Genomic DNA, 25,113 nt, shown 5'->3' on the forward strand with positions numbered 1-25,113 from the left:
TCGTGGCCGCGCTGCCGGGCGCCGTCGTCCTCGTGGCCCGCTGGTACACGGGCCTGCGCGACGGTTCCGGGACGGCCCAGGCGGCCCCGGAACCCGGCTCCGGCTATCCGCGCCCGTCCGCCGACGTGAGGAGCGAGAAATACGCGCCGAACGAATCCGCGAGGCTCGCGAGCAGTTCCTTCCCTTTTTCCGCGGAACCCAGCGAAGGGCGCCCGATGACACCCGAATCGGTATAGCCGGACATACCGAGGGTGAGCAGATGACGGCGGTCGTCCGCGATGAAATCGGAGGTTTCATAACCGGGTCGGAGAAATTCCGGGTGAGCGTGCAGAAGGATGGAGGTCTCGATTTCTCCCGCGTGCATGTCGGTCAGCAGCGAGGTGGCCACCCCCGCCCGCTGCAGCGCCGCTTCCCAGTCCTCGACGGCCGGGAAGAGCGCCATGCGCTCGCCGCGGGCGGAGGATTCCTGAACGACGTTGCCCAGTACGTAGTTTCCGCCGTGGCCGTTGACCACCACCAGGGCGTCGACGCCGGAGCGACGGAGCGAGGCCGCGATGTCCGACACCACCGCATGAAGGGTCACCGAGGAGATGCTGACGGTTCCGGGCCAGGCCGCGTGCTCGTGCGAGCAGGAGATCGTCACCGGGGGCAGGAGGTGCACCGGGTACGCCGCGGCGATCTCCCGGGCCACGGCACAGGCGACGAGCGTGTCGGTCGCCAGTGGAAGGAAGGCACCGTGCTGCTCGAAGCTCCCGACCGGAAGGACGGCGACCTGCGTTGAGACACCCGCCGCCCTGGTCCGTACCTCTTCCGTAGTGTCCGCCGGCACCAGCCCGTTCGCCGCCGTACGCCCGCCCGAATCACTCATTTCTTCACGGCCCTTCGTCTCTGCTTAGGAATCAGATCATGACAGATAAAATCGGCGTCCTCGGCAAGAAGTCCGCGCAGCGCACGGGCGTGGAGCGGATTGTGAATGCACCGCTGCCCACGGTGTACGGACAATTCCGGGCGGTCGGCTACATGGACCATGACCGTGGTGACGAACAAGTGGCCCTGGTCCACGGTGAGATCGGCACGGACAACGTGCTCACCCGGCTCCATTCCGAGTGCCTGACCGGTGACGCGTTCGGCTCCCAGCACTGCGAATGCGGCGACCAGCTCGCCTCCGCGCTGAAGGCCGTGGTCGCCGAAGGCAGCGGCATCGTCGTCTACTTGAGGGGCCACGAGGGCCGCGGGATCGGTCTGCTGGCCAAGTTGCGGGCGATGGCGCTGCAGGCGGAGGGCCTGGACACCGTCGAGGCGAACCTCGCGCTCGGACTGCCGGTGGACGCCCGTGACTACGGCGTCGCCGCCGGGATCCTGCAGGACCTGGGCGTGAACTCGGTACGGCTGATGTCCAACAACCCGCGCAAGCGGGAGGCGCTGGTGCAACACGGCATCCAAGTGGCCGAGACCGTGCCGCTGTTGATCCCGCCGTGCGAGAGCAACATCACCTATCTGCGCACCAAGCGCGAACGCCTCGACCATGTCCTGCCGCATCTGGACGCGGTGGCGCACCTGTCCTGATCACGCCCACCACCTCGCCGCCGCCGGTGTCCGCCGCGACCTGCCGTCGGCGAGGTGGGCCGTGACCCGCGCCCCGGCCGCGTACCCTTCGTGGACATCAGCCCCTTGAGCGCCGGCCCTCTCGCGGCCGACGCCCCGCGCCCGGAGGCCCACCTCGTATGACAGAGCTCCATCTGTGGCTGCGCCACGAGGTCCGCAGCACCGAACGCCGCACGCCCCTCGTGCCGTCCGACGCCCGCCGGCTCGTCGACAGCGGGGTGACCCTGACGGTGGAGGAGTCCCCGCAGCGAATCTTCCCGATCGAGGAGTACGAGGCGGCGGGCTGCCGCGTCGCACCCGCGGGCTCATGGGTGTCGGCTCCGCACGGCGCCGTCGTCGTAGGCCTGAAGGAACTCCCCGACGAGCCCGCCGAACTGACGCACCAACACATCTTCTTCGGGCACGCCTACAAACGGCAGCCCGGTGCCGAGACCCTGCTGCGCCGCTTCGCCGCCGGGGGAGGGGCGCTCCTGGACCTGGAGTACCTGGTGGACGACGACGGCCGCAGGCTCGCCGCGTTCGGGTTCTGGGCCGGCTATCTGGGCGCCGCGCTGGCCGTGCTGCAGCAGCGGGGCAGGCTCGCAGCGCCCCTCACGCCCACGTCCAAGGAGGAGCTGGACGAGACGCTCCGACGCGCCGACGGGGACGAGGAGTTCACGGCTGTGGTGATCGGCGCCCTGGGCCGCAGCGGCCGGGGTGCGCGCGTCGCCTTCCACACGGCCGGGGTCGAGCCGACCTGCTGGGACCTCGCCGAGACCCGCGACCTGGACCGGCCGGCCCTGCTCGCCCACGACGTCTTCGTGAACGCGGTCCTCGCCACCACCCCCATCCCGCCCTTCCTCCGGGAGCAGGACATCCAGGGTGGAGCCGCCCCCGCCCGCCGCCTGCGCACCGTCTGCGACGTCACCTGCGACGTCGGCTCCGAGCTGAACGTCCTGCCGGTCTACGACCGCACCACGGACTGGGAGCACCCCGTGCGCCGCCTGCGCGATAGCCCCCCGCACCCCCCACTCGACCTGATCGCCATCGACAACCTGCCCTCCCTCCTCCCGCGGGAGTCCAGCACCGACTTCTCGGCGGCACTGGTGCTCCAGCTCCTGGAGTTCGGTGCCGACGGGCCCTGGGGCCGCTGTCTGGACCGCTTCCGCCAGGCCTGCCGCGAACTCGGCATCACAGAAGGGGAATTCCGCCATGGCTGACAGCACCGACAGGGTCACCGCGAGCGGCACCGTCCACTGGATCGGCGCCGGTCTGTCCACGGGCAGCGGCCTGGCCCGCCTGTGCGAGACGGCCGAGCGGGTACGGCTGTGGCACCGCACCGAAGAACGCGCCGCCCAGGCCCTCGACCGCCTGGGCCTGACCGGCCGCGCCGAGCCCCGCGCCTACACGCTCACCGCCCTCGCCGCCGACTTGGCGCCCGGCGATGTCGTCGTATCGATGCTGCCCGCACCGGAGCACGCCGCCATCCTGGCCCTCTGTGTGCGCGAGGGGGCCCACTTCGCCTGCTCCAGCTATGTGTCGGACGCCGTACTGGAACAGGTGCCCGGCGCCGCGAAGGCCGGCCTCGTGGTCCTCACGGAGGCGGGGCTCGACCCGGGCCTCGACCATCTCTTCGCGCACGGCCTCGTCGCCCGTGCCCGGGAGGCGATCGGCGCCGGCACGCCGGCCTCGTACCGCTTCACCTCGTACTGCGGCGGCATCCCGGCCGTCCCGAACGACTTCAGGTACCGCTTCAGCTGGGCGCCCGCGGGTGTGCTCAACGCGCTGCGCTCGCCCGCCCGTTACATCGAGGACGGCGCGCAGACCACCGCCGACCGGCCCTGGGAGGCCACCAGGCCGCACGTCCTCGACGGCGAGAGGTTCGAGGTCTACCCGAACCGGGACAGCGTCCCCTTCGTCGAGCAGTACGGACTGCCCACCGCCTGGCAGGCGCGGTCCTTCGTCCGCGGCACCCTGCGTCTCGACGGCTGGCTGCGGGCCTGGGACGCGGTGTTCGAGGAGCTCAAGGCAGGTGACGACGCCCGGATCGGCGCGCTGGCACAGGAGTTGGCTGCCCGCCATCCCACCACCGACGCCGACCGGGACCGGGTCGTGCTCGCCGTGTCGCTGGAGGTCCGGGGGGAGGGGGAGCGGAGCTGGTCGGGGAGTTACCTCCTGGACCTGGTGGGCGACGCGGAGGAGAGCGCGATGGCCCGCTGCGTCTCCCGTCCGCTGGCCCTGGGCATCCGCCACATCCTCGACGGCACCCTGCCCGCCGGGCTCGACCGGGCGGCGGAGACGGCCGCCCGGTCGCAGCAGTGGCTGGACGAACTCGCCCGTGAGGGACTGGAGTTCACCCTGCGCACCGTCACGTAGCCGGACTCAGTCCGTGACCGCCTCGTGGACCAGCCTCTTGAGGTCCGGGAAGAGCCTGAGTGACGACTTCGGCCGGACCTGAGTCATGAACTGCACGGTCAGATCACGGCTCGGGTCCACCCAGAACGTCGTCGTCGCCACCCCGCTCCAGCCGTACGTGCCCAGGCCCGACGGAGCCTGGGTGCGCTCGGGATCGATGACGACGGAGACGCCGAGGCCGAAGCCGACGCCGTCGTTGCCGGGCTCGTCGTGGGCCGGGCGGCTGCCGTAGGCACGCAGGTCGGCGCCGCCGGGAAGGTGGTTGCGGGTCATCAGCTCCACCGTCTCGGGGGCCAGCAGACGCACCCCGTCGAGCTCACCGCGGCGGCGCAGCAGCTCCATGAAGCGGTGCACGTCGTACGCGGAGGCCGCCATGCCGCCGCTGCCGGACAGGAAGCGGGGCCGTCCGCGCAGCGGCAGCCCGGCGATCGGCTCGATACCGCCACCGCTGGTCTCGCCGTACAACTCGCTGAGCCGGGGCGCCTGTTCGTCGGAGACGCAGAAGCCCGCGTCGGTCATGCCGAGCGGGCCGAAGACGCGCTCGGCGAAGAACGCGTCGAGCGGCTGTCCGGACACGACCTCGATCACTCTGCCGAGCACGTTGGTGGCGACCGAGTAGTTCCACTGTGTGCCCGGCTCGAACTGCAGCGGCAGGCGCGCGTACGCCTCGACGGTCCCGGCCAGGTCCGAGCCCGGCAGCACCGCCGAGTCGAGGCCGGCGGCGCGGTAGAGGGCGTCGACCGGGTGGGTGCGGTAGAAGGCGAAGGTCAGGCCCGCCGTGTGGGTCAACAGGTGGCGGATCAGCAGGGGTTGGCCGACCGGGCGGGTCCGGACGTCGGTGCCCGAGCCGCTCTGGTACACCTGCGGGTCGGCGAAGGCCGGGAGATGGCGGGCGACCGGGTCGTCCAGCGACAGGCGGCCCTCCTCCATGAGTATCAGCGCGGCGACCGTGGTGACCGGTTTGGTCATGGAGTAGATCCGCCACAGGGTGTCGGCCTCGACGGGCAGATCCGCCGCGACGTCGCGGCGGCCGTGGGTGGTGAGGTGCGCGACGCGTCCGCCACGGGCCACGGCGAGCAGAAAGCCGGGCAGGCGTCCTTCGTCGACGTAGTGGGCGACGTGCTGGTCGAGGCGGTCCAGCGCCTTCGCGTCCAGCCCGGCCTCGCCCGGGTCGACCTCTTGTCGCAGCTGTGCCATCGCTCTCCTCCGAATGCGCTCGTCGAGATGCGGTCCGGCAGTACCCCGCCCGATCGACCTCAGACTCATGGTCGCGCAGGAACGCGGGCACGGTCCCCTTCTTGACCATGATTGATCATCGGGGCCGAACGTTTCGGCAGGGCGCGGCCCGCCATCGCCCCCGCCACGGCCACCACGGCGAGGACGCACAGCGGCAGCGCGTGCCCGTGCCCCAGCCCCATGAGCGTCGTCGCGGCCGCCACGCCCAGCACCGGTCCGACGTTCATCGCGGTCTGCTGCAATCCGCCCGCCACCCCGGCCGACCCGACCGCGGCCCGCCGTACGACGACATGGGTGGCCGCCACCATCACCGTGCCGAACCCTGCCCCCAGCAGCGCGAACGCGGCGCACAGCAGGACCGCGCCCGGGGCCGCGCCCAGCAGCAGGATCCCGGCGCCCAGGACGGTCATCGCCGCCATGGCCGTACGGCGGGCCCCGGCCCTGCGCAGCAGCACCGCGCTTCCCGGCGCGGCGACGATCATCGTCGCCGCGAGCGGCAGGCTGAGCAGAGCCATGTGCAGGGGGTCGAATCCGAGGGTGTCCTGCAGCAGGAAGGTGGCGACGAACAGCGTGCCGTTCAGGGCCGCAGACGCGGCGACCAGCATGCCGAGAGCCGAGCCGACCTCCTTCGAGCCGAGGACGTCCGGCGGCACCAGCGGGATCGCGGTGCGTCGCTCGTGCCGTACGAAGGCGAGGCCCGCGACCACGGCCGTCGCCAGGCCCGCCGCGCTCGTTGCCGTCCAGCCGCTGTCCGGCAGTCCGACGAGGGCTTGGACGAGGCAGGCCAGGGTCACCGCGAGCAGCAGCGCGCCGGGCAGGTCCAGGCGGGCGGGCGAGGGCTCGGGGCGTGGTCCGCGCACGGTGAGCGCCGAAAGGCCGAAGACCAGCGCCGGTACGACGTTGAGGAAGAAGACGGCCCGCCAGCCCGGCCCGGCCACCAGCGCCCCGCCCAGCACGGGCCCCGCAGCGGCCGCCACCCCGATCGCACTCGTGCGGACGGCGATGGGCATCCGCAGCCGCTCCGGCCGGAACGCAGCCCGCAGCATCCCCAGCGTGGCCGGCTGCAGCAGCGCCCCGAACACGCCCTGGACGACCCGCAGTCCGATCACCCAGCCGATGCCAGGGGCGAGCCCGATCGCCGCCGAGGTCACTGCGAAGCCCAGCATCCCGACACCGAACACGCGGTGGTGCCCGTACCGGTCACCGAGCCGCCCGGAGAACACGAGCAGTCCCGCCACCGCGATGAGATAGCCGGTGCTGGTCCACTGGACCTGCGCGAAGGACGCGCCCAAGTCCCGTTGCAGGGTGGGCTGAGCGACGGTGAGGACCGTGCCGTCCAGGGCGACCACCATGGCCCCGACCACGCTGCTCGCCAGCGTCAGGGAGCGGTGGAGGCTCATGAGTCCTTCCCGAGGTGCGCGTCGAGGGCCGACCGCAGCAGGTGTACGAAGTCTTCGGCGCCCGTGGCGAGTTGAAGGCTGCCCCAGCCCCACAGCTGGGCGATGCCGTGCAGGTGCGCCCACAGCGAGCCGGCGACGAGCCGGGCGTCCACATCGGGACGGGCCCGCCCGACCAGCTCCACCAGGCGCCCGAACAACGGCAGACTGGTGTCCCGCAGTCCCAAATGGCCGCTCTCCAGCAGATCATGACGAAACATCAGGTCGTACATGCCGCGGTTGCCGAGAGCGAACTCGAGGTATACGCGCCCCAGGGCCGTCAGTTGCTCGCGCGGCGGCGTAGTGCCGTCGCCGGTCGCCGCCGTCGCCCGACCGGCCAGCTCGGCGAAGCCGCGGCGCGCGATGGCGGACAGCAGCTCCAGGTGAGTGGGGAAGTAGCGGCGGGGCGCCCCGTGCGAGACGCCCGCGCGGCGCGCGATCTCCCGCAGAGTCAGTGCCTGCGCTCCTTCTTGGGCCACCAGTTCCACCCCGACGCCCACCAGCCGGTCCCGCAGTCCCGTCTCGGATCCATCCATAGGCACTTTCTCCATAGACACTGTCTACCAGCTCGCGTAGACAGTGTCTACTCGGGAATGCGGGGATCGGCCCGACGGGTTGACCCGGATATGACTCAGGACACACTGCTCAGGCTGCTCTCCGACGACCGCAGCGGGGTGCTCGTCACCCTCAAGCGCGACGGCCGGCCGCAGCTGTCGAACGTCAGCCATCACTACTATCCCGACGAGCACATCGTCCGGATCTCGGTCACCGACGACCGCGCCAAGACCCGCAACCTGCTGCGCGACCCACGGGCGTCGTACCACGTGTCCACGCCCGATCGCCTTGCCTACACGGTCGTCGAGGGCGCCGCCGACCTCTCACCCGTCGCGAACGACCCGCACGACGACACCGTCGAGGAGCTGATCCGCCTCTACCGCGACGTCCTGGGCGAGCACCCGGACTGGGACGACTACCGCGCCGCGATGGTCCGCGACCGACGCCGGGTGGTGCGGCTGAGGGTGGAGCGGGCCTACGGAATTCCCAAGGGGGCCAACAGGGGCTGAGCGCACTACCCGTCCGCGCACCCCGGCCGCCCCTGAATCCGGCCGGAGCGCGCGGAGGCCCCCATGATTACCGCACTTGACCCGGCGCCTCAACGGCGCCTTTTTCTCCGAGCCCCACGAAGGCCGGTACGACGCCGAGCGGGGTGGCGTACGCCCGCTCGCGCCTGGTTCAACGCGTGGCGCGCGGGTGCTTGCCGTCACCTCCGCGCACGCATAGCCTCCGCGCGTGATCAATGGGGCACATGTGGTGATCTACACCCGCGACGCAGAGGCGGACCGGGCCTTCTTCCGGGACGTCCTCGGCTGGGCGCATGTCGACGCGGGACACGGCTGGCTGATCTTCAGGGCACCGCCCGCGGAGGTGGCCTTCCATCCGGCCGAGGGCGAGCCGTCGCACGAACTGATGCTGATGTGCGACGACATCGACGCGACGGCCGCCGAACTCACCGAAAAGGGGGTGGAGTTGACGCGACCGCTGGAGGAGGCCCGCTGGGGTCGGGTAACGGGTTTCCGACTGCCGGGTGGGGGCGAGGTCGGCTTGTACGAGCCGCGTCACCCGCGAGCGACCTAGGGCGACACGGGGCCGCGTACGCCCCGCGATGCCGCGGCCCCCGGGCCCCGGAGCCTTCGTGGCGTCCGGGGCCCGGGGGCGCCGGGGTGATCGAATACCGGCCCGTGGGGTCGCGGGGTGATCGTGCGGAGCGGTCAGGCCCTGACCGTCTCCGGCCGTGACGCTCCCTGGGGCGTGCGCTCACCCAGGTGTTCCGTCGGGATCCTGTGAGTCTCGCGGGCCGAGAGGGCGGCGATCACCGGCGGGACGCACAGGGCCGCCGTGAACAGCGCCACCGACGACCAGTCGCTGCCGTCGGGGCCCGCGATCCGGGCGGCGAACGTGACCGCGAAGCCCGCCACGGCGAAGCCGATCTGGGTGCCGATCGCCATGCCGGACAGGCGGACGCGGGTGGAGAACATCTCGCCGTAGAAGGACGGCCAGACGCCGTTCGCGGCGCTGTAGACCATGCCGAAGGCGACCACGCCCAGGATCAGGGTCAGGGCGTAGTTGCCCGTCGAGATCGCCCAGAGGTAGAGGAACATGGTGATCGCGCTGCCTGCCGCGCCGATCAGGAACACGGGGCGGCGGCCGATGCGGTCCGACAGGCCGGCCCACAGGGGGATCGCGCCGAGTGCCACGAGGTTGGCGAGCGCGCCCACCCACAGCATGGAGGAGCGGGACATGCCCACCGAGTCGCTGGTGGCGTAGGCGAGGGCCCAGACCGTGAAGATCGTGGAGACCGAGGCGATGAGCGCGCCCCCGATCACCCGCAGCACGTCCACCCAGTGCTCGCGCAGCAGCACGACCAGCGGCAGCTTCACGACCCCCTCGGTAGCCGCCTGCTTCGCGAAGGCCGGCGTCTCCTGCAGCCTGCGACGGATGCCGTAGCCGACGACGGCGACGGCGATGCTCGCCCAGAAGGGCACCCGCCAGCCCCACGACAGCAACTGGTCCTCGGGAAGCGCGGCCACCGGGATGAAGACCAGCGTGGCGATGAGCTGGCCGCCCTGTGTGCCGCTGAGGGTGAAGCTGGTGAAGAAGCCGCGTCGGTCCGGTGGCGCGTGTTCCAGCGTCATGGAGTTGGCGCTGGCCTGCTCGCCGGCGGCTGAGATGCCCTGGAGGACACGGCAGGCGACCAGCAGGACCGGGGCGAGGGAGCCGACCTGGGCACGCGTGGGCAGACAGCCGATGAGGAACGTCGACAGGCCCATCAGGATCAGCGTGAAGACCATGATCTTCTTGCGGCCCACCCGGTCGCCGAAATGCCCGAGGAAGAGCGCGCCGACGGGACGGGCCGCGTACGCGACGCCGAACGTGGCCAGCGACAGCAGGGTCGCGGTGGCCGGATCCGACTCGTCGAAGAAGACCTTCGGGAAGATCAGCGCTGCCGCGCTGCCGTAGATGAAGAAGTCGTAGTACTCCAGGGCGCTGCCGATCCAGGCGGCTGCTGCCGCCTTTTTCGGTTGCCCGGCGGCTTCGGCAGGGTCGCGGGGTGCGACGGCATGCGTCACGGCGTGCTCCTTCGGGGGAACTCCAACATAGGCGGAGTGAGCGGAGTGGGAAAGCAGAGGAGGCAGGGGCAGAGGGCCGATGAAGGGGCCGGATCTCGGCTTAATTAACCCACTGGGTAGTTAGTCCCGGTGGGTAGGGATGTTGCGCCGACGTTTCCCCGGTGTCAAGGGGTGGTGCCATACGGCCTCAGCCGGCCGCCCGCTCCGCCGTCAGGTAGGCGATCACCATGTCGCCGAGCATGGCGCGGTAGTGCTCGCGCTGGGCCGGGTCCACCAGGTCGCGGCCGAACAGGGCGCCGAAGGTGTGCCGGTTGGCGACCCGGAAGAAGCAGAACGAGCTGATCATCGCGTGCAGGTCGACCGCGTCGACATCGGCCGTGAACAGGCCGGACTCCTGCCCGGAGGCCAGGATGCGACGGATCACGTCGAGCGCGGGGGAACCGATCTTGCCGAGCTTCTCGGAGGCGGCGATGTGCTCGGCCCCGTGGATGTTCTCGATGCTGACCAGGCGGATGAAGTCGGGGTGCTGCTCGTGGTGGTCGAAGGTCACCTCCGCGAGGCGCCGGATCGCGGCGACCGGGTCCAGGTGCTCGACGTCCAGTTCCTGCTCGGCCTCGCGGATCACGCCGTACGCCCGCTCCAGGACGGCCGTGAAGAGCTGCTCCTTGCCGCCGAAGTAGTAGTAGATCATCCGCTTGGTGGTGCGGGTGCGGGCGGCGATCTCGTCGACGCGGGCGCCGTCGTAGCCCGCGCGAGCGAACTCCCGCGTGGCCACGTCGAGGATCTCGGCCTGGGTGCGGGCGGCGTCGCGGATCCGCCCGTTCGGTCGTGCCGGTTCGTCGACGCTGGTCATCGGGTTCCTTCGGGAGTGCGGCCGGTGCCGCAGATTCTAGAAGGCGGGCCGGGCGTCGCCTCCAGGGTCTTCCCGAGAACCCGACGGGCTGATATAGCTAACGTACTAGTTCGTACATTAGCGCTCAGCTCGGGAGGGCCACGTGGCCAAGGACTCGTATCTCGTCGGACTGATCGGAGCCGGCATCGGCCCGTCGCTCAGCCCGGCGCTGCACGAGCGGGAGGCGGACCGGCAGGGCCTGCGCTATGTGTACCGGCTCATCGACATCGACACCCTCGGTGTGCCTCCCGAGGCAGTGGGCGACCTGGTGCGGGCCGCCCGCGACCTGGGTTTCGACGGGCTGAACATCACCCACCCGTGCAAGCAGCTGGTCATCGAGCACCTGGACGCACTCGCCCCGCGGGCCGAGGCGCTCGGCGCGGTCAACACCGTCGTCTTCGAGGACGGCCGTGCGATCGGCCACAACACGGACGTCACCGGTTTCGCCGCCGCGTTCGCGCGCGGCCTGCCGGACGCCTCGCTGGAGCGGGTGGTGCAGCTGGGCGCCGGCGGTGCGGGCGCGGCGGTCGCTCACGCGACGCTCACCCTGGGCGCGGAGCGGGTCACCGTTGTCGACGCGATGTCCGATCGGGCCGCGGATCTTGCCGCTGGGCTGAACCGCCACTTCGGCGCCGACCGGGCGGCCACGGCCACGCCGGATCAGCTCGCCCAGCTGCTCGGCTCGGCCGACGGCGTCGTGCATGCCACGCCGACCGGAATGGCCGCCCATCCGGGGATGCCGTTCCCCGCCGAGTTCCTGCACCCCGGACTGTGGGTTGCCGAGGTCGTCTACCGCCCGTTGGAGACGGAGTTGTTGCGTACCGCGCGTGCGGTTGGCTGCGCCACTTCGGACGGCGGTGGGATGGCTGTCTTCCAGGCTGCGGACGCGTTCCGGTTGTTCACCGGGCGTGAGCCCGACAGCGCGCGGATGTTGGTGGACATCGCGGAGCTGGCCGGCGCCGCGGAGAGCTCGGTCGGCAAGTAACACCCGGCAGTTCGAAGGAGCAGGACCATGCGTACGTCCATCGCCACCGTCTCCCTCAGTGGCTCCCTCACCGAGAAGCTCACCGCCGCCTCGCGGGCCGGGTTCGACGGCGTCGAGATCTTCGAGAACGACCTGCTCGCGAGTCCGCTCACCCCCGAGGAGATCCGCGTCCGCTGTTCCGACCTCGGGCTCACCATCGACCTCTATCAGCCGATGCGGGACATCGAGGCCGTGCCCGAGGACGAGTTCGCGCGCAATCTGCGCCGGGCCAGGCACAAGTTCGAGCTGATGCGGCGGCTCGGTGCCGACACCGTTCTCGTCTGCTCCAGCGTCTCGCCGCTCGCCGTCGACGATGACGCCCTCGCCGCCGGACAGCTGAGGCAACTCGCCGATCTGGCACAGGACTTCGGTATCCGTGTGGCCTACGAGGCGCTCGCCTGGGGCCGGCACGTCAGTGCGTACGACCACGCCTGGCACATCGTCGAGACGGCGGACCACCCCGCCCTCGGCACCTGCCTCGACAGCTTCCACATCCTCTCGCGCGGTTCCGATCCCAAGGGCATCGAGGACATCCCCGGCGAGAAGATCTTCTTCCTCCAGCTCGCGGACGCCCCGTTGCTCGCGATGGACGTACTGCAGTGGAGCCGTCACCACCGTTGCTTCCCGGGGCAGGGCGGCTTCGACGTCGCCGGGCTCGTACGGCACGTGCTGCGCACGGGATACGCCGGTCCGCTCTCGCTGGAGGTGTTCAACGACGTCTTCCGCCAGGCCGAGGCCGGTCCGACGGCCGTGGACGCGCACCGCTCCCTCCTGGTCCTGCAGGAGACGGTGGGTACGGCCGGCCTGCCCGCCCCCGTCGTCCCCACGGGCGTCGCGTTCGCCGAGCTGCTCACCGCCGACGCCGAGCCGGTCACGGACGTACTCGGCGCCCTGGGCTTCGTCCGCACCGCCCGCCACCGCAGCAAGCCGGTCGACCTGTGGCAGCAGGGCGACGCCCGCATCCTCATCAACACCGGTCCGGCCGCACAGCCGCACGCCCGGTTTCGTTCGAGCGGGGGGATCCCCGTCGACGGCACCGGGCTCGCCGCGATCGGTCTGGAGTCCCCGGACCCGGCCGGCGCCGCCCGCCGCGCGGAGGCGCTGCTGGCACCGGTGCTGCCGCGCCGCCGCGCGCCCGAGGACGCCCCGCTCGACGCCGTGGCGGCCCCCGACGGCACGGAACTCTTCTTCTGCGCCACCGGCCGCCCCGAACTCCCCAGCTGGCGTGCGGACTTCGAGAACACCGAGAAACCCGAAGGCGCCGCGGACACCACGGCGGGCGCCGGCGTGACCCGGATCGACCACCTCGCCCTCGTCCAGCCCTGGCACCACTTCGATGAGGCGACCCTCTTCCACCGCAGCGTTCTCGGCCTGTCCGCACAGGAGAGCGTTGACGTCGCCGATCCGTACGGCCTGCTGCGCAGCCGTGCGGTGACCGACGCGGACGGTGACGTCCGCATCGCCCTGTCCGTCGGCGCGGGTCCCGCCGACGACACGGTCCACGCCCAGCACATCGCCTTCGCCACGCACGACGTGGTGTCCGCGGCACGTCACTTCCGGCAGGCGGGCGGGCTGCCGCTGACGATGCCGGCGAACTACTACGACGACCTGGCCGCCCGGTTCACGTTCGCCGAGGGCGAGTTGGCGGAGTATCGCGAGCTGGGCATCCTCTACGACCGTGACGCGTACGGCGAGTTCCGGCACTGCTACACCCGGACCGTCGGCCGTGTCTTCTTCGAGCTCGTCCAGCGGGACGGGGGTTATCGGGGGTACGGCGCGGCGAACGCTCCCGTGCGCCTCGCCGCCCAGCACATCGCGCGGCGCCTCACTGGCGGCTGACGGTTCTGGTCACGCCGGTGACGACCGTCGTGGCGAGGATCCAGCCGGTGATGATCAGCGCGTAGGCGAGGTACTGGTACCAGCCGTCCGGCGCGAACGCCTCCTCCTGGCCGAAGGAGATCACCGGGAGGAGGAGGTCGAGAGTGTAGAAGACCGGGTTGAAGTGGGGGGCCTCGGACGGCTTGAGCGCGGGTGGGTGGTGCAGCCCGTACGCGATCGAGCCGACGGCCAGCAGGGACAGCAGCCAGACGGCGGCGCGCAGGGGATGGAAGCCGTAGCCGACGGTGGCGTCCTGGACATAGCCCCAGAGGCGGCCGTACCAGGCGCGGGTGCGGCGCAGGCGGCGCTGCTTGGCGAGTTGGACGAGGCGGGCGGCGTGGTCGTCGCCGACCCGGCGGTAGGCGGCGGACAACTGCTCGTAGGCGTGGGGGACATAGCCGTCGCCGTCCCGCTCCAGCATCGGCAGGCGGTGGTCGGCGGGCACGTGCGGGGTGAGCGAGGTGTAGACGAGGTCGCCGAGGAACACCTCGGCGGGCAGTATCTGCGGTTCCAGGAAGAGGACCTCGATCTGGGCGCGGCGCAGATTCAGGGCACCTTCCATGGGAGGCCCCTTGCGCAGCCACAGTTCCCCGATGGTGCAGCTGCTCGCCCGCAGCGCGGTGTCTCCGCGATTCGACAGCCGTGCGTACGACAGCTCCAGACGGCCCGCGATACGAGCGCCCCGGAGGCCGATCCACCCGTCACTGTGCACCTGCCGCATGAGGACGTCGCCCTGCACCGTCAGGGTCTCCCCGTCGAGGGCGGCACCGCCCGGCCGGGTGAGCCGTGCGCCGTTCAGCCGGACCGATCCGGCGACCTCGGCACTGTTCAGGCGCACCTCGCCGTCCGCCCGCAGGCCGGGTGCCCACAGATCGTCGCCGATGGTCACGTGGTTGAGGTGGAGGGCGCCCTCGGAGTCGTCCGGTGCCGCGCACTCGGCCCGGTCCATGAACAACGCGCCCGTGATGTGCGCCCCGCCCAGCCGCACCTGGCCCCCGAACCGGCAGTCCGTCAGCCGCAGCACACCGTCCACCCGCATCGTGGCGGCGACCAGTCCGGGCAGTACCGAGTTGCTCAGGTTGAGCTGGCGCAGCCGGGCGCCGTACAGCTGTGGAATCTCGTCGAAGTGGCAGTGGCTCAACCGGACGGCGAAGTCGCTCGTCCCGTACCGCAGGTCCAGGGGGCCGGTGATCCGGGCGCCGGACACCTTGAGTGCGGCTATCTCACCTGGATCCTGAGGCCCGTTGAGCAGCAGGGCGCGCAACACGGTGGCCCGGACGGTCCGTTCGGGCCCCCAGCGCGCGCCCTGAGCGGTGTCCTCGTCCGTTCCCTCACGGAAGTCGACCGGCTCTCCCGTAGAGAACGCGCGCCACACCCGTTCCTCGGCCGGCGTCAGATCATTGATCTCCACACAGCGGGACTCTAATCGGGCCGCAGGAGTTACGCGCGGGTGTTCCACTCGGCGACGACCGGCCGGCCGTGTTCCGTCGACAGACGGCTGACCGTGCCCGTCGCCAACTGGAAGAGCCGCCCGTCCGAGGCCGGCAGCCCCAGCCGGCGGGCCGTCAGCACCCGTAGGAAGTGTCCGTGGGCCACCAGGATCACATCGCCGTCCAGGAGCGCCGCTTCCACCCGGGACAGCACCCGGTCGGCGCGCTGCCCGATCTGCTCCGGCGACTCCCCAGGCTGCCCCACCGGACCGGGCGGCACCCCGTCGGTCCACAGGTCCCAGTCGGGCCGGGTGCGGTGGATCTCGACGCTGGTGACGCCCTCGTAGGCGCCGTAGTCCCATTCGTGCAGGTCGGAGTCGACGACGGCCCCGGTGACGCCCGCGAGTTCGGCGGTGCGTGTCGCGCGGTCGAGCGGGCTGGTCAGCGCGCGTGCGAAGGTCCGCCGGGAGAGGAGTGGAGCGAGGGACTTGGCCTGCTCCTCACCGTGCTGGGTGAGGGGCAGGTCGGTCCGGCTGGTGTGCTGTCCCGACACGCTCCACTCCGTCTCGCCGTGGCGGACCAGGAGAAGGTCCCCCACGGCGGGCCTACTTCGACTCGACGGCGTGCCCGCCGAACTGGTTGCGCAGCGCGGAGATCATCTTCATCTGCGGGGAGTCGTCCTGGCGGGAGGCGAACCGCGCGAAGAGCGAGGCGGTGATCGCGGGCAGCGGCACCGCGTTGTCGATGGCCGCCTCGACGGTCCAGCGGCCCTCGCCGGAGTCCTGCGCGAAGCCCTTCAGCTTGTCGAGGTGCTCGTCGTCGTCGAGGGCGTTGACCGCGAGGTCCAGCAGCCAGGAACGGATGACCGTGCCGTCCTGCCAGGAACGGAACACCTCACGGACGTTGTCCACCGAGTCGACCTTCTCCAGCAGCTCCCAGCCCTCGGCGTAGGCCTGCATCATGGCGTACTCGATGCCGTTGTGGACCATCTTGGAGAAGTGTCCGGCGCCGACCTTGCCCGCGTGGACATAGCCGTAGGGGCCCTCCGGCTTGAGCGCCTCGAAGATCGGCTGCAGCCGCTCGACGTGCGCCTTCTCGCCGCCGACCATCAGCGCGTAGCCGTTCTGCAGGCCCCACACACCACCGGAGACACCCGCGTCGACGAAGCCGATGTCCTTGGCGCCCAGCTCCGCGGCGTGCTTCTCGTCGTCCGACCAGCGGGAGTTGCCGCCGTCGACGACCGTGTCGCCGGGGGAGAGGAGGCCGCCGAGTTCGTCGACGACGGACTGGGTGGCGGGCCCGGCCGGGACCATCACCCAGATCACGCGCGGGGCTTCGAGCTGCTCGACCAGTTCGGCGAGGCTCTTGACGTCGGTGACCTCGGGGTTGCGGTCGTAGCCGATGACGGTGTGGCCTGCGCGGCGGATCCGCTCGCGCATGTTGCCGCCCATCTTGCCCAGACCGATGAGACCGAGCTGCATGTCAGTTGCCTTCCTTGAGTTCGCGGTACGCGGCCACGAGAGCGGTGGTGGAGGGATCGAGGCCGGGGACGTCCGTGCCCTCGGTCAGGGCGGGCTCGACGCGCTTGGCGAGGACCTTGCCGAGCTCGACGCCCCACTGGTCGAAGGAGTCGATGTTCCAGACGGCGCCCTGGACGAACACCTTGTGCTCGTACAGGGCGATCAGCTGGCCCAGCACCGACGGGGTCAGCTCGCGCGCCAGGATCGTGGTCGTGGGGCGGTTGCCCGGGAAGGTGCGGTGCGCCACCTGCTCCTCGGCGACCCCCTCCGCGCGCACTTCGTCCGCGGTCTTGCCGAAGGCCAGCGCCTGGCCCTGCGCGAACAGGTTGGCCATCAACAGGTCGTGCTGGGCAGCCAGTTCGTCGCTCAGCTCACCGGCCGGACGGGCGAAGCCGATCAGGTCTGCGGGGATGAGCCGGGTGCCCTGGTGGATCAACTGGTAGTAGGCGTGCTGGCCGTTGGTGCCGGGCGTGCCCCACACCACCGGCCCGGTCTCCCATGCGACCACCTGGCCGTCACGGTCCACCGACTTGCCGTTGGACTCCATGTCCAGCTGCTGCAGATACGCGGTGAACTTGGACAGGTAGTGGCTGTACGGCAGCACCGCATGCGACTGGGCGTCGAAGAAGTTGCCGTACCAGATGCCCAACAGGCCCAGAATCATCGGGGCGTTGGCCTCGGCGGGCGCGTTCCGGAAGTGCTCGTCGACGATGCGGAACCCGTCGAGCAGCTCGCGGAAGCGGTCCGGGCCGATGGCGATCATCAGCGACAGGCCGATCGCCGAGTCGAAGGAGTAGCGGCCGCCGACCCAGTCCCAGAACTCGAACATGTTGTCCGGGTCGATGCCGAACTCGCCGACCTTGCCGGCGTTCGTCGACAGCGCGACGAAGTGCCGGGCGACCGCCTTGTCGTCGCCGCCGAGGCCGGCCAGCAGCCAGGTGCGGGCCGACGTGGCGTTGGTGATGGTCTCGATCGTGGTGAACGTCTTGGACGCCACGATGAACAGCGTCTCCGCCGGGTCCAGGTCCCGCACCGCCTCATGCAGGTCGGCGCCGTCCACGTTCGAGACGAAACGGAACGTCAACTCCCGTGCCGTGAAGGTGCGCAGCGCCTCGTACGCCATCGCCGGACCGAGGTCGGAGCCGCCGATGCCGATGTTGACGACGTTGCGGATGCGCCTGCCGGTGTGACCGGTCCACTCGCCCGAACGGACCCGCTCGGCGAAGGCGCTCATCTTGTCGAGGACCGCGTGGACCTCGGGCACCACGTTCTCGCCGTCGACCTCGATCACCGCGTCCCGGGGCGCGCGCAGTGCGGTGTGCAGCACCGCCCGGTCCTCGGTGACGTTGATCTTCTCGCCGCGGAACATGGCGTCGCGCAGACCGGACACGTCGGTGGCGACGGCCAGTTCCCTCAGCAGAGCGAGAGTCTCGTCGTTGACCAGGTGCTTGGAGTAGTCGATGCGCAGGTCACCGACGCGCACGACGTACCGCTCCGCGCGGCCGGGGTCCTGCGCGAACAGCTCACGCAGCCGCGGGCGCCGCAGCGCGTCCGCGCGGTGGTCCTCCAGCGCCGTCCACTCGGGCCGGCTGCTGAGCCTGGGGGCGTCGGACGAAGAGTCAGACATGTGAGGGGGTCTCCTTGGTGGCCTCGCCGCGCAGGGCGACGGCGTACATCTCGTCCGCGTCGAGGCGCCGCAGCTCCTCGGCGATGAGTTCGGAGGTGGTGCGGACCTTGAGCGCGAGGGTGCGCGAGGGCTGGTCCGGCAGGGTCAGCGTGGCCAGCGGGCCCTCGGGGCGGTCGATGACGATCTCGCCCTGCTCGGTGCCGAGACGGACGGCCGTCACGACCGGACCGGCGGTGACGACACGGTCGATCTTCACGTCCAGCCGCGCCTCCAGCCAGCGCGCCAGCAGCTCGGCCGCCGGGTTCTCGGCCTCCGCCTCCACGGCCCCCGAGATGATCCTGCTGCGGGCCTGGTCCAGGGCCGCGGCCAGCATCGAACGCCATGGGGTCAGCCGGGTCCAGGCGAGGTCGGTGTCACCGGGTGCGTAGGAACGGGCCCGCTGCTCCAGCGCCTCCATCGGGTTCTCCACCGCGTACAGGTCGGTGATCCTGCGCTGGGCGAGGGCGCCCAGCGGGTCCTTGGCGGGCACCTTCGGCGCGTCCACCGGCCACCACACCACGACCGGCGCGTCCGGCAGCAGCAGCGGCAGGACGACGGAGTCGGCGTGGTCGGACACCTCGCCGTAGGTGCGCAGCACCACCGTCTCGCCGGTGCCCGCGTCGGCGCCCACCCGCACCTCCGCGTCCAGCTTGGACGCCATGCGGTCGCGCGGGGTGCGGGCGTGCCGCTTGATGACGACCAGGGTGCGCGAGGGGTGCTCGTGCGAGGCCTCCTCGGCCGCCTTGATCGCGTCGTAGGCGTTCTCCTCGTCCGTGACGATGACCATCGTCAGGACCATGCCCACGGCGGGGGTGCCGATGGCGCGGCGGCCATGCACCAGCGCCTTGTTGATCTTGCTTGCCGTGGTGTCGGTCAGGTCGATCTTCATGGCCTGCGCCAGCTCCGTCCGTCTCGTGCGAGCATCTCGTCGGCTTCCTCGGGTCCCCAGCTTCCCGCGGGGTACTGCGCGGGCTTGCCGTGCTGCGCCCAGTACTGCTCGATCGGGTCGAGGATCTTCCAGGACTCTTCCACTTCCTGGTGACGGGGGAACAGGTTGGCGTCGCCGAGCAGCACGTCCAGGATGAGGCGCTCGTACGCCTCCGGGGAGGACTCGGTGAACGACTCGCCGTAGGCGAAGTCCATCGACACGTCCCGGATCTCCATGGAGGTGCCCGGCACCTTGGAGCCGAACCGCACCGTCATGCCCTCGTCGGGCTGGACGCGGATGACGATCGCGTTCTGGCCGAGCTCCTCGGTGGCGGTGGAGTCGAAGGGGGAGTGCGGGGCCCGCTTGAAGACGACCGCGATCTCGGTGACCCGGCGGCCCAGGCGCTTGCCGGTGCGCAGGTAGAACGGGATGCCCGCCCAGCGGCGGTTGTCCACCTCCAGCTTGACGGCCGCGTAGGTGTCGGTCTTCGACTGCGGGTCGATGCCCTCCTCCTGCAGGTAGCCGGCCACCTTGGCGCCGCCCTGCCAGCCCTCGGCGTACTGCGCGAGAACGGTGTGCTCGCCCAGCTTCTCCGGCACCCGCACCGACTTGAGGACCTTGAGCTTCTCGGTGAGCAGCGACTCGGCGTCGAAGGCGATGGGCTCCTCCATCGCGGTGAGCGCCATCAGCTGGAGCAGGTGGTTCTGGATGACGTCACGGGCGGCGCCGATGCCGTCGTAGTAGCCGGCCCGGCCGCCGATGCCGATGTCCTCGGCCATCGTGATCTGGATGTGGTCGACGTAGGACCGGTTCCAGATGGGCTCGTACATCTGGTTGGCGAAACGCAGCGCCAGGATGTTCTGGACGGTCTCCTTGCCCAGGTAGTGATCGATGCGGAACACCTGGTCCGGCTCGAACACGTCGTGCAGGAGCGCGTTCAGGTCACGGGCGCTCGCCAGGTCGCGCCCGAACGGCTTCTCGATCACCGCACGCCGCCAGGAACCCTCCCGCGCACGCGCCAGACCGTGCTTCTTCAGCTGCTGGACGACCTTGGGGAAGAACTTCGGCGGTACGGAGAGGTAGAAGGCGAAGTTGCCTCCGGTGCCGCGGGAGGCGTCCAGCTCGTCGACGGCCGACTTCAGCTGCTTGAACGCCGTGTCGTCGTCGAAGTCGCCCGGGATGAAGCGCATGCCCTCGGCAAGCTGCTGCCAGACCTCCTCGCGGAACTCGGTGCGCGCGTGCTCGCGGACCGCGTCGTGCACGACCTGTGCGAAGTCCTGGTCCTCCCAGTCCCGGCGGGCGAACCCGACCAGGGAGAAGCCCGGCGGCAGCAGGCCGCGGTTGGCGAGGTCGTAGACGGCGGGCATCAGCTTCTTGCGGGACAGGTCGCCGGTGACGCCGAAGATGACGAGACCGGACGGACCCGCGATACGCGGCAGCCGGCGGTCGCGCGCGTCGCGCAACGGGTTGGTCCAGTCGGGTCCCGTCCCGACCACTGCTTCCTCGGTCATGCTGCGTCAACTCCCTTGCTGTCCAGGGACTTCGCCACGGTGTTCAGCAGGTCCTGCCAGGCGACCTCGAACTTGGCGACGCCCTCGTCCTCCAGCTGCTTCACGACCTGGTCGTAGGAGATCCCGAGCGCCTCCACGGCCGCCAGGTCGGTGCGGGCCTGCGCGTAGCCGCCGGTCACCGTGTCGCCCGTGATGTCGCCGTGGTCGGCGGTGGCGTCGAGGGTGGCCTCCGGCATGGTGTTGACGGTGCCGGGAGCGACCAGCTCGTCGACGTACAGAGTGTCCTTGTACGCCGGGTCCTTCACGCCGGTCGAGGCCCACAGCGGGCGCTGCCTGTTGGCCTTGGCGCCGGCGAGGGCGGCCCAGCGCTCGCCTCCGAAGACATCCTCGTAGGCCTCGTAGGCGAGTCGCGCGTTGGCGAGCGCCGCCCTGCCCTTGAGTGCGAGCGCCTCGGCCGTGCCCAGCACGGTCAGCCGCTTGTCGATCTCGGAGTCGACGCGGGAGACGAAGAAGGAGGCCACGGAGTGGATGGCGGAGAGGTCCAGGCGCTTCGCGGCGGCCTTCTCCAGGCCCGCCAGGTAGGCGTCCATGACCTCGCGGTAGCGCTCCAGGGAGAAGATCAGCGTGACGTTGACGCTGATGCCGAGGCCGATGACCTCGGTGATCGCCGGGAGGCCCGCCTTGGTCGCCGGGATCTTGATCATGACGTTGGGCCGGTCGACGAGCCAGGCGAGCTGCTTGGCCTCGGCGATCGTGGCCGCCGTGTCGTGGGCGAGCCGCGGGTCCACCTCGATGGAGACCCGGCCGTCGCGGCCACCGGTGGCGTCGTGCACGGGCCGCAGTATGTCGGCGGCGGCGCGCACGTCCGCGGTGGTCATCATGCGTACGGCCTCGTCGACCGTGACGCCGCGCACGGCGAGGTCGGCGAGCTGCTCCTCGTAGCCCGCGCCGGAGCCGATGGCGGCCTGGAAGATGGACGGGTTGGTGGTCACGCCCACCACGTGCTTGTTCTCGACGAGTTCGGCCAGGTTGCCGGACTCGATCCGCCTGCGCGACAGGTCGTCCAGCCAGATGGAGACGCCTTCGTCGCTGAGGCGTGCCAGGGGTCCCGCGGTCGGGGTTGCTTCAGTCACAGTGCTCATCTTCTTTCTTGCGATCGGATCAACCGCGGGCGGCAGCAAGGGATTCGCGGGCGGCGGTGGCGACGTTCTCGGGGGTGAAGCCGAACTCGGCGAACAGGGTCTTGGCGTCAGCGGAGGCGCCGAAGTGTTCGAGGGAGACGATGCGTCCTGCGTCACCTGTGAACCGGTACCACGTCAGACCGATCCCGGCCTCGACGGCGACACGCGCTCGCACGGACGGCGGAAGGACCTGCTCGCGGTACTCGCGCGGCTGCTCCTCGAACCACTCCACGGACGGCATCGACACCACGCGGGCGCCGATCCCCTCGGCCTCCAACTGCTCACGCGCGGCGACGGCGAGCTGGACCTCGGAGCCGGTGGCGATCAGGACGACGTCCGGAGTCCCGGTGGAGGACTCCTTGAGGACGTAACCGCCCTTCGCCGTATCCGGGTTGGGCGCGTACGTCGGCACACCCTGACGGGTGAGCGCGAGCCCGTGCGGAGCGGGGTCGGTGGCGTGCCGCTTGAGGATCTCGGCCCAGGCGATCGCCGTCTCGTTGGCGTCCGCGGGGCGGACGACGTTCAGGCCCGGGATGGCGCGCAGCGAGGCCAGGTGCTCGACCGGCTGGTGCGTCGGCCCGTCCTCGCCGAGACCGACGGAGTCGTGGGTCCAGACGTACGTCACCGGAAGCTGCATGAGCGCCGACATCCGTACCGCGTTGCGCATGTAGTCGGAGAACACCAGGAAGGTGCCGCCGTAGATGCGGGTGTTGCCGTGCAGGGCGATGCCGTTCATCTCCGCGGCCATCGAGAACTCGCGGATGCCGAAGTGGACCGTCCGGCCGTACGGGTCGGCCTCCGGCAGCGGGTTGCCCCTCGGCAGGAAGGACGACGTCTTGTCGATGGTGGTGTTGTTCGAGCCGGCCAGGTCGGCGGAGCCGCCCCACAGTTCGGGCAGCACCGGGCCGAGGGCCTGCAGCACCTTGCCGGAGGCGGCACGGGTGGCGACCGCCTTGCCCTCCTCGAAGACGGGCAGGACCTCCTGCCAGCCCTCGGGCAGCTGCCCGGCCACGATCCGGTCGAACAGCTCGGCGCGCCCGGGGTTGGCGCCGCGCCACTTGTCGAGCTGCTTGTCCCAGGCGGCGTGCGCCTCGGCACCGCGGTCCAGGGCCCCCCGGGCGTGGGCGAGGACGTCGGCGTCCACCTGGAAGGACTGCTCGGGGTCGAAGCCGAGGACGCGCTTGGTGGCCGCGATCTCGTCGGCGCCGAGCGCGGAGCCGTGGGATGCCTCGGTGTTCTGCGCGTTCGGGGCGGGCCAGGCGATGATGGTGCGCATCGCGATGATGGAGGGTCGGCCGGTCTCGGCCTGCGCGGTCCTGAGCGCCGCGTACAGAGCCGGTACGTCGGTGTCGCCACCGAGCGAGGGCTCGACGCGCTGCACGTGCCAGCCGTAGGCCTCGTACCGCTTCAGCACGTCCTCGGAGAACGCGGTCGCGGTGTCGCCCTCGATGGAGATGTGGTTGTCGTCGTAGAGGAAGACCAGATTGCCGAGCTGCTGGTGGCCGGCCAGGGAGGAGGCCTCGGCGGAGACGCCCTCCTCCAGGTCGCCGTCGGAGACGATCGCCCAGATCGTGTGGTCGAAGGGGGAGGTGCCCTCGGGGGCCTCCGGGTCGAACAGACCGCGCTCGTAGCGGGCGGCCATCGCCATGCCGACGGCGTTGGCGACGCCCTGGCCGAGGGGACCGGTGGTGGTCTCGACGCCGGCGGTGTGCCCGTACTCCGGGTGACCGGGCGTCTTGGACCCGTGCGTCCGGAATGCCTTCAGGTCATCCAGCTCGACCTCGTACCCCGACAGGAAGAGCTGGGTGTAGAGGGTCAGCGAGGTGTGGCCGGGGGAGAGAACGAAACGATCCCGACCGGTCCACTCGGGGTCGGCGGGATCGTGACGCATCACCTTCTGAAAGATCGTGTACGCGGCCGGGGCCAGGCTCATCGCCGTGCCAGGGTGGCCGTTGCCGACCTTCTGCACGGCGTCGGCCGCCAGCAGACGCGCGGTGTCGACGGCACGCCGGTCGAGTTCGGTCCATTCGAAGCTGTCCGGTGTCTGCGTACTCATCTTCAAGAAATCCTCGATCGAAGCGTCGTACCTGCTCTGATGCCTTCAAACTTAAAAGTCTGACTTTTACGGGGGAAGGTCGCCGTGTGTCAGCCTGTGGTGAAAGTGGGACACGGAGAGCTTCGGCCGGGCGGCGTGAGAAGGACATGGCGGACAGAACCATCCAAGGTGGAGACGGTGACGGCCAGGTGGACGGCATTCGAACGTTCCCCTTCCCGATCGAGCTGAGCGTGGGTGGAGTCGGCATCCAGGCCGGCCCCATGGAGGCCGGACGGACCTGGCACGCCGAGGCGCCGCTGGAGCGTGTCCATCGCATCGACTTCCATGTGGTGATGCTCTTCGACGGCGGCCCCGTCCGCCACATGATCGACTTCGCCGAGTACGAGGCGTCGGCCGGCGACGTGCTGTGGATCCGTCCGGGACAGGTCCACCGTTTCTCGCGCACCAGCGAGTACCGCGGAACCGTCCTGACCATGCAGCCCGGCTTTCTGCCCCGCGCCACGGTGGAGGCGACCGGCCTCTACCGCTACGACCTGCCGCCCCTGCTCCACCCCGACGCACCCCGGCTGGCCGGCCTCCGCTCCTCCCTCGCGCAGTTGCAACGCGAGTACGAGGACACGGCGACGCTGCCGCTGAGCCTGCACACCGCGGTACTGCGCCACTCCCTGACGGCGTTTCTGCTGCGCCTCGCGCATCTGGCGGCCAGTTCGGCGGAGGCGGCGCGCCGTCAGTCGGACACGACCTTCACGCTCTTCCGGGACGCCGTGGAGAAGAGCTTCGCCACCAACCACAGCGTCAGCGCCTACGCCGACTCCCTCGGCTACTCCCGCCGCACCCTCGTCCGCGCGGTCCGCGCAGCCACCGGTGAGACACCCAAGGGCTTCATCGACAAGCGTGTCGTCCTGGAGGCCAAACGCCTCCTGGCGCACACCGACCTGCCGATCGGCCGCGTCGGCGCCGCGATCGGCTTCCCGGACGCCGCGAACTTCTCCAAGTACTTCCAGCAGCACACGGAGATGACACCGGCCGCGTTCCGGGCGGAGCTGCGCTGAGGGAGTGCGCCGGCACTGACGGCGGGTCGGTGCGTGCCCGACGTCCTTTGCTGTGCTTGGGCTGTGCATGACGTGATCTTTGCCTGGCGGGCCCAACGGTTCGTCTGGCCTTCACTCAGAGGCAGGGACGGAACCTCTAGCGTTACGGCGCCTCCCCCCGCGCGTCCGTCACCTCT

Annotated in this window: 22 protein-coding genes; 8 read left to right on the plus strand and 14 right to left on the minus strand. The window is 70.6% G+C overall.

Going from position 1 to position 25,113, the window contains the following annotated elements; genetic code table 11:
• Window positions 1-103: 103 nt before the first annotated feature.
• Window positions 104-868: a creatininase family protein gene (locus ACYUED_RS39640; RefSeq protein ID WP_491289241.1), complete on the minus strand. Its 765-nt coding sequence runs from the start codon at window positions 866-868 to the stop codon at window positions 104-106.
• Between the two features lie 38 nt (window positions 869-906).
• Between ACYUED_RS39640 and ribA the strand changes: the two genes are divergently transcribed.
• The 3 genes from ribA (at window position 907) to ACYUED_RS39655 (ending at window position 3,960) form a co-directional block, all read left to right on the plus strand.
• The gene (gene ribA / locus ACYUED_RS39645) at window positions 907-1,566 is read left to right on the plus strand and encodes a GTP cyclohydrolase II (RefSeq protein ID WP_266525382.1); all 660 of its coding nucleotides are present in this window, start codon (window positions 907-909) and stop codon (window positions 1,564-1,566) included.
• Between the two features lie 158 nt (window positions 1,567-1,724).
• The gene (locus ACYUED_RS39650) at window positions 1,725-2,804 is read left to right on the plus strand and encodes a saccharopine dehydrogenase (protein ID WP_491289242.1); all 1,080 of its coding nucleotides are present in this window, start codon (window positions 1,725-1,727) and stop codon (window positions 2,802-2,804) included.
• Window positions 2,797-3,960, plus strand: coding sequence for a saccharopine dehydrogenase family protein (locus ACYUED_RS39655; RefSeq protein WP_491289243.1), 1,164 nt, complete (start codon window positions 2,797-2,799; stop codon window positions 3,958-3,960). Before ACYUED_RS39650 ends, ACYUED_RS39655 begins: the two co-directional genes overlap by 8 nt.
• A 6-nt stretch (window positions 3,961-3,966) precedes the next feature.
• On the opposite strand, the gene ACYUED_RS39660 is transcribed toward ACYUED_RS39655, so the two are convergent.
• The 3 genes from ACYUED_RS39660 to ACYUED_RS39670 all read right to left on the minus strand — a co-directional run bounded on the left by ACYUED_RS39660 (window position 3,967) and on the right by ACYUED_RS39670 (window position 7,207).
• Window positions 3,967-5,196: a serine hydrolase domain-containing protein gene (locus ACYUED_RS39660; protein WP_491289244.1), complete on the minus strand. Its 1,230-nt coding sequence runs from the start codon at window positions 5,194-5,196 to the stop codon at window positions 3,967-3,969.
• Window positions 5,197-5,261: 65 nt separating this feature from the next.
• The gene (locus ACYUED_RS39665; protein WP_491289245.1) at window positions 5,262-6,635 is read right to left on the minus strand and encodes an MFS transporter; all 1,374 of its coding nucleotides are present in this window, start codon (window positions 6,633-6,635) and stop codon (window positions 5,262-5,264) included.
• Window positions 6,632-7,207, minus strand: a complete 576-nt coding sequence (locus ACYUED_RS39670; RefSeq protein ID WP_491289246.1) for a TetR/AcrR family transcriptional regulator — start codon at window positions 7,205-7,207, stop codon at window positions 6,632-6,634. Before ACYUED_RS39670 ends, ACYUED_RS39665 begins: the two co-directional genes overlap by 4 nt.
• 90 nt (window positions 7,208-7,297) lie before the next feature.
• Here ACYUED_RS39670 and ACYUED_RS39675 point away from each other — a divergent pair, with 90 nt between their 5' ends.
• On the plus strand, window positions 7,298-7,735 hold the full coding sequence (locus ACYUED_RS39675) for a TIGR03618 family F420-dependent PPOX class oxidoreductase (RefSeq protein ID WP_491289247.1): 438 nt from the start codon (window positions 7,298-7,300) through the stop codon (window positions 7,733-7,735).
• 226 nt (window positions 7,736-7,961) lie between these two features.
• Window positions 7,962-8,306, plus strand: coding sequence for a VOC family protein (locus tag ACYUED_RS39680; RefSeq protein ID WP_491289248.1), 345 nt, complete (start codon window positions 7,962-7,964; stop codon window positions 8,304-8,306).
• A gap of 134 nt (window positions 8,307-8,440) precedes the next feature.
• Here ACYUED_RS39680 and ACYUED_RS39685 read toward each other — a convergent pair whose 3' ends face one another.
• Both ACYUED_RS39685 and ACYUED_RS39690 read right to left on the minus strand, forming a co-directional pair.
• On the minus strand, window positions 8,441-9,799 hold the full coding sequence (locus ACYUED_RS39685; protein ID WP_491289249.1) for an MFS transporter: 1,359 nt from the start codon (window positions 9,797-9,799) through the stop codon (window positions 8,441-8,443).
• Window positions 9,800-9,986: 187 nt separating this feature from the next.
• On the minus strand, window positions 9,987-10,652 hold the full coding sequence (locus ACYUED_RS39690; protein ID WP_491289250.1) for a TetR/AcrR family transcriptional regulator: 666 nt from the start codon (window positions 10,650-10,652) through the stop codon (window positions 9,987-9,989).
• Between the two features lie 142 nt (window positions 10,653-10,794).
• Between ACYUED_RS39690 and ACYUED_RS39695 the strand changes: the two genes are divergently transcribed.
• Window positions 10,795-11,676 carry a shikimate dehydrogenase gene (locus tag ACYUED_RS39695; protein ID WP_491289251.1) on the plus strand — a complete coding sequence of 294 codons (882 nt, stop codon included), beginning with the start codon at window positions 10,795-10,797 and terminating at the stop codon, window positions 11,674-11,676.
• 27 nt (window positions 11,677-11,703) lie between these two features.
• A complete protein-coding gene (locus ACYUED_RS39700) occupies window positions 11,704-13,554 on the plus strand; it encodes a bifunctional sugar phosphate isomerase/epimerase/4-hydroxyphenylpyruvate dioxygenase family protein (protein ID WP_491289252.1) in 1,851 nt (616 codons plus the stop codon).
• Here ACYUED_RS39700 and ACYUED_RS39705 read toward each other — a convergent pair.
• The 8 genes from ACYUED_RS39705 to tkt are packed head-to-tail and all read right to left on the minus strand — an operon-like array spanning window position 13,541 to window position 23,885.
• Window positions 13,541-15,004 carry a membrane-associated oxidoreductase gene (locus ACYUED_RS39705; protein WP_491289253.1) on the minus strand — a complete coding sequence of 488 codons (1,464 nt, stop codon included), beginning with the start codon at window positions 15,002-15,004 and terminating at the stop codon, window positions 13,541-13,543. The genes ACYUED_RS39700 and ACYUED_RS39705 overlap by 14 nt on opposite strands.
• Window positions 15,005-15,033: 29 nt before the next feature.
• Window positions 15,034-15,621, minus strand: a complete 588-nt coding sequence (locus ACYUED_RS39710) for a histidine phosphatase family protein (protein WP_491289254.1) — start codon at window positions 15,619-15,621, stop codon at window positions 15,034-15,036.
• Window positions 15,622-15,628: 7 nt separating this feature from the next.
• Window positions 15,629-16,504, minus strand: coding sequence for a phosphogluconate dehydrogenase (NAD(+)-dependent, decarboxylating) (gene gnd, locus ACYUED_RS39715; protein ID WP_491289255.1), 876 nt, complete (start codon window positions 16,502-16,504; stop codon window positions 15,629-15,631).
• 1 nt (window position 16,505) lies between these two features.
• Entirely contained in the window at window positions 16,506-18,170 is a 1,665-nt protein-coding gene (gene pgi, locus ACYUED_RS39720; protein ID WP_491289256.1) for a glucose-6-phosphate isomerase, read from the minus strand.
• Complete coding sequence (gene opcA, locus ACYUED_RS39725; RefSeq protein ID WP_491289257.1) at window positions 18,163-19,098, minus strand: glucose-6-phosphate dehydrogenase assembly protein OpcA; 936 nt, start codon at window positions 19,096-19,098, stop codon at window positions 18,163-18,165. Before opcA ends, pgi begins: the two co-directional genes overlap by 8 nt.
• Window positions 19,095-20,648, minus strand: a complete 1,554-nt coding sequence (gene zwf, locus ACYUED_RS39730) for a glucose-6-phosphate dehydrogenase (RefSeq protein ID WP_491289258.1) — start codon at window positions 20,646-20,648, stop codon at window positions 19,095-19,097. The genes opcA and zwf overlap by 4 nt, the downstream gene beginning before the upstream one ends.
• Window positions 20,645-21,790: a transaldolase gene (gene tal / locus ACYUED_RS39735; protein ID WP_491289259.1), complete on the minus strand. Its 1,146-nt coding sequence runs from the start codon at window positions 21,788-21,790 to the stop codon at window positions 20,645-20,647. The genes zwf and tal overlap by 4 nt, the downstream gene beginning before the upstream one ends.
• Window positions 21,791-21,809: 19 nt before the next feature.
• Window positions 21,810-23,885 (minus strand): transketolase, encoded by a 2,076-nt coding sequence (gene tkt, locus ACYUED_RS39740; protein ID WP_491289260.1) that lies wholly within the window; start codon window positions 23,883-23,885, stop codon window positions 21,810-21,812.
• Window positions 23,886-24,031: 146 nt separating this feature from the next.
• Between tkt and ACYUED_RS39745 the strand changes: the two genes are divergently transcribed.
• Complete coding sequence (locus tag ACYUED_RS39745; RefSeq protein ID WP_491289261.1) at window positions 24,032-24,937, plus strand: helix-turn-helix transcriptional regulator; 906 nt, start codon at window positions 24,032-24,034, stop codon at window positions 24,935-24,937.
• Window positions 24,938-25,113 lie beyond the last annotated feature (176 nt).

The organism is Streptomyces sp. DF42 (assembly GCF_058267695.1).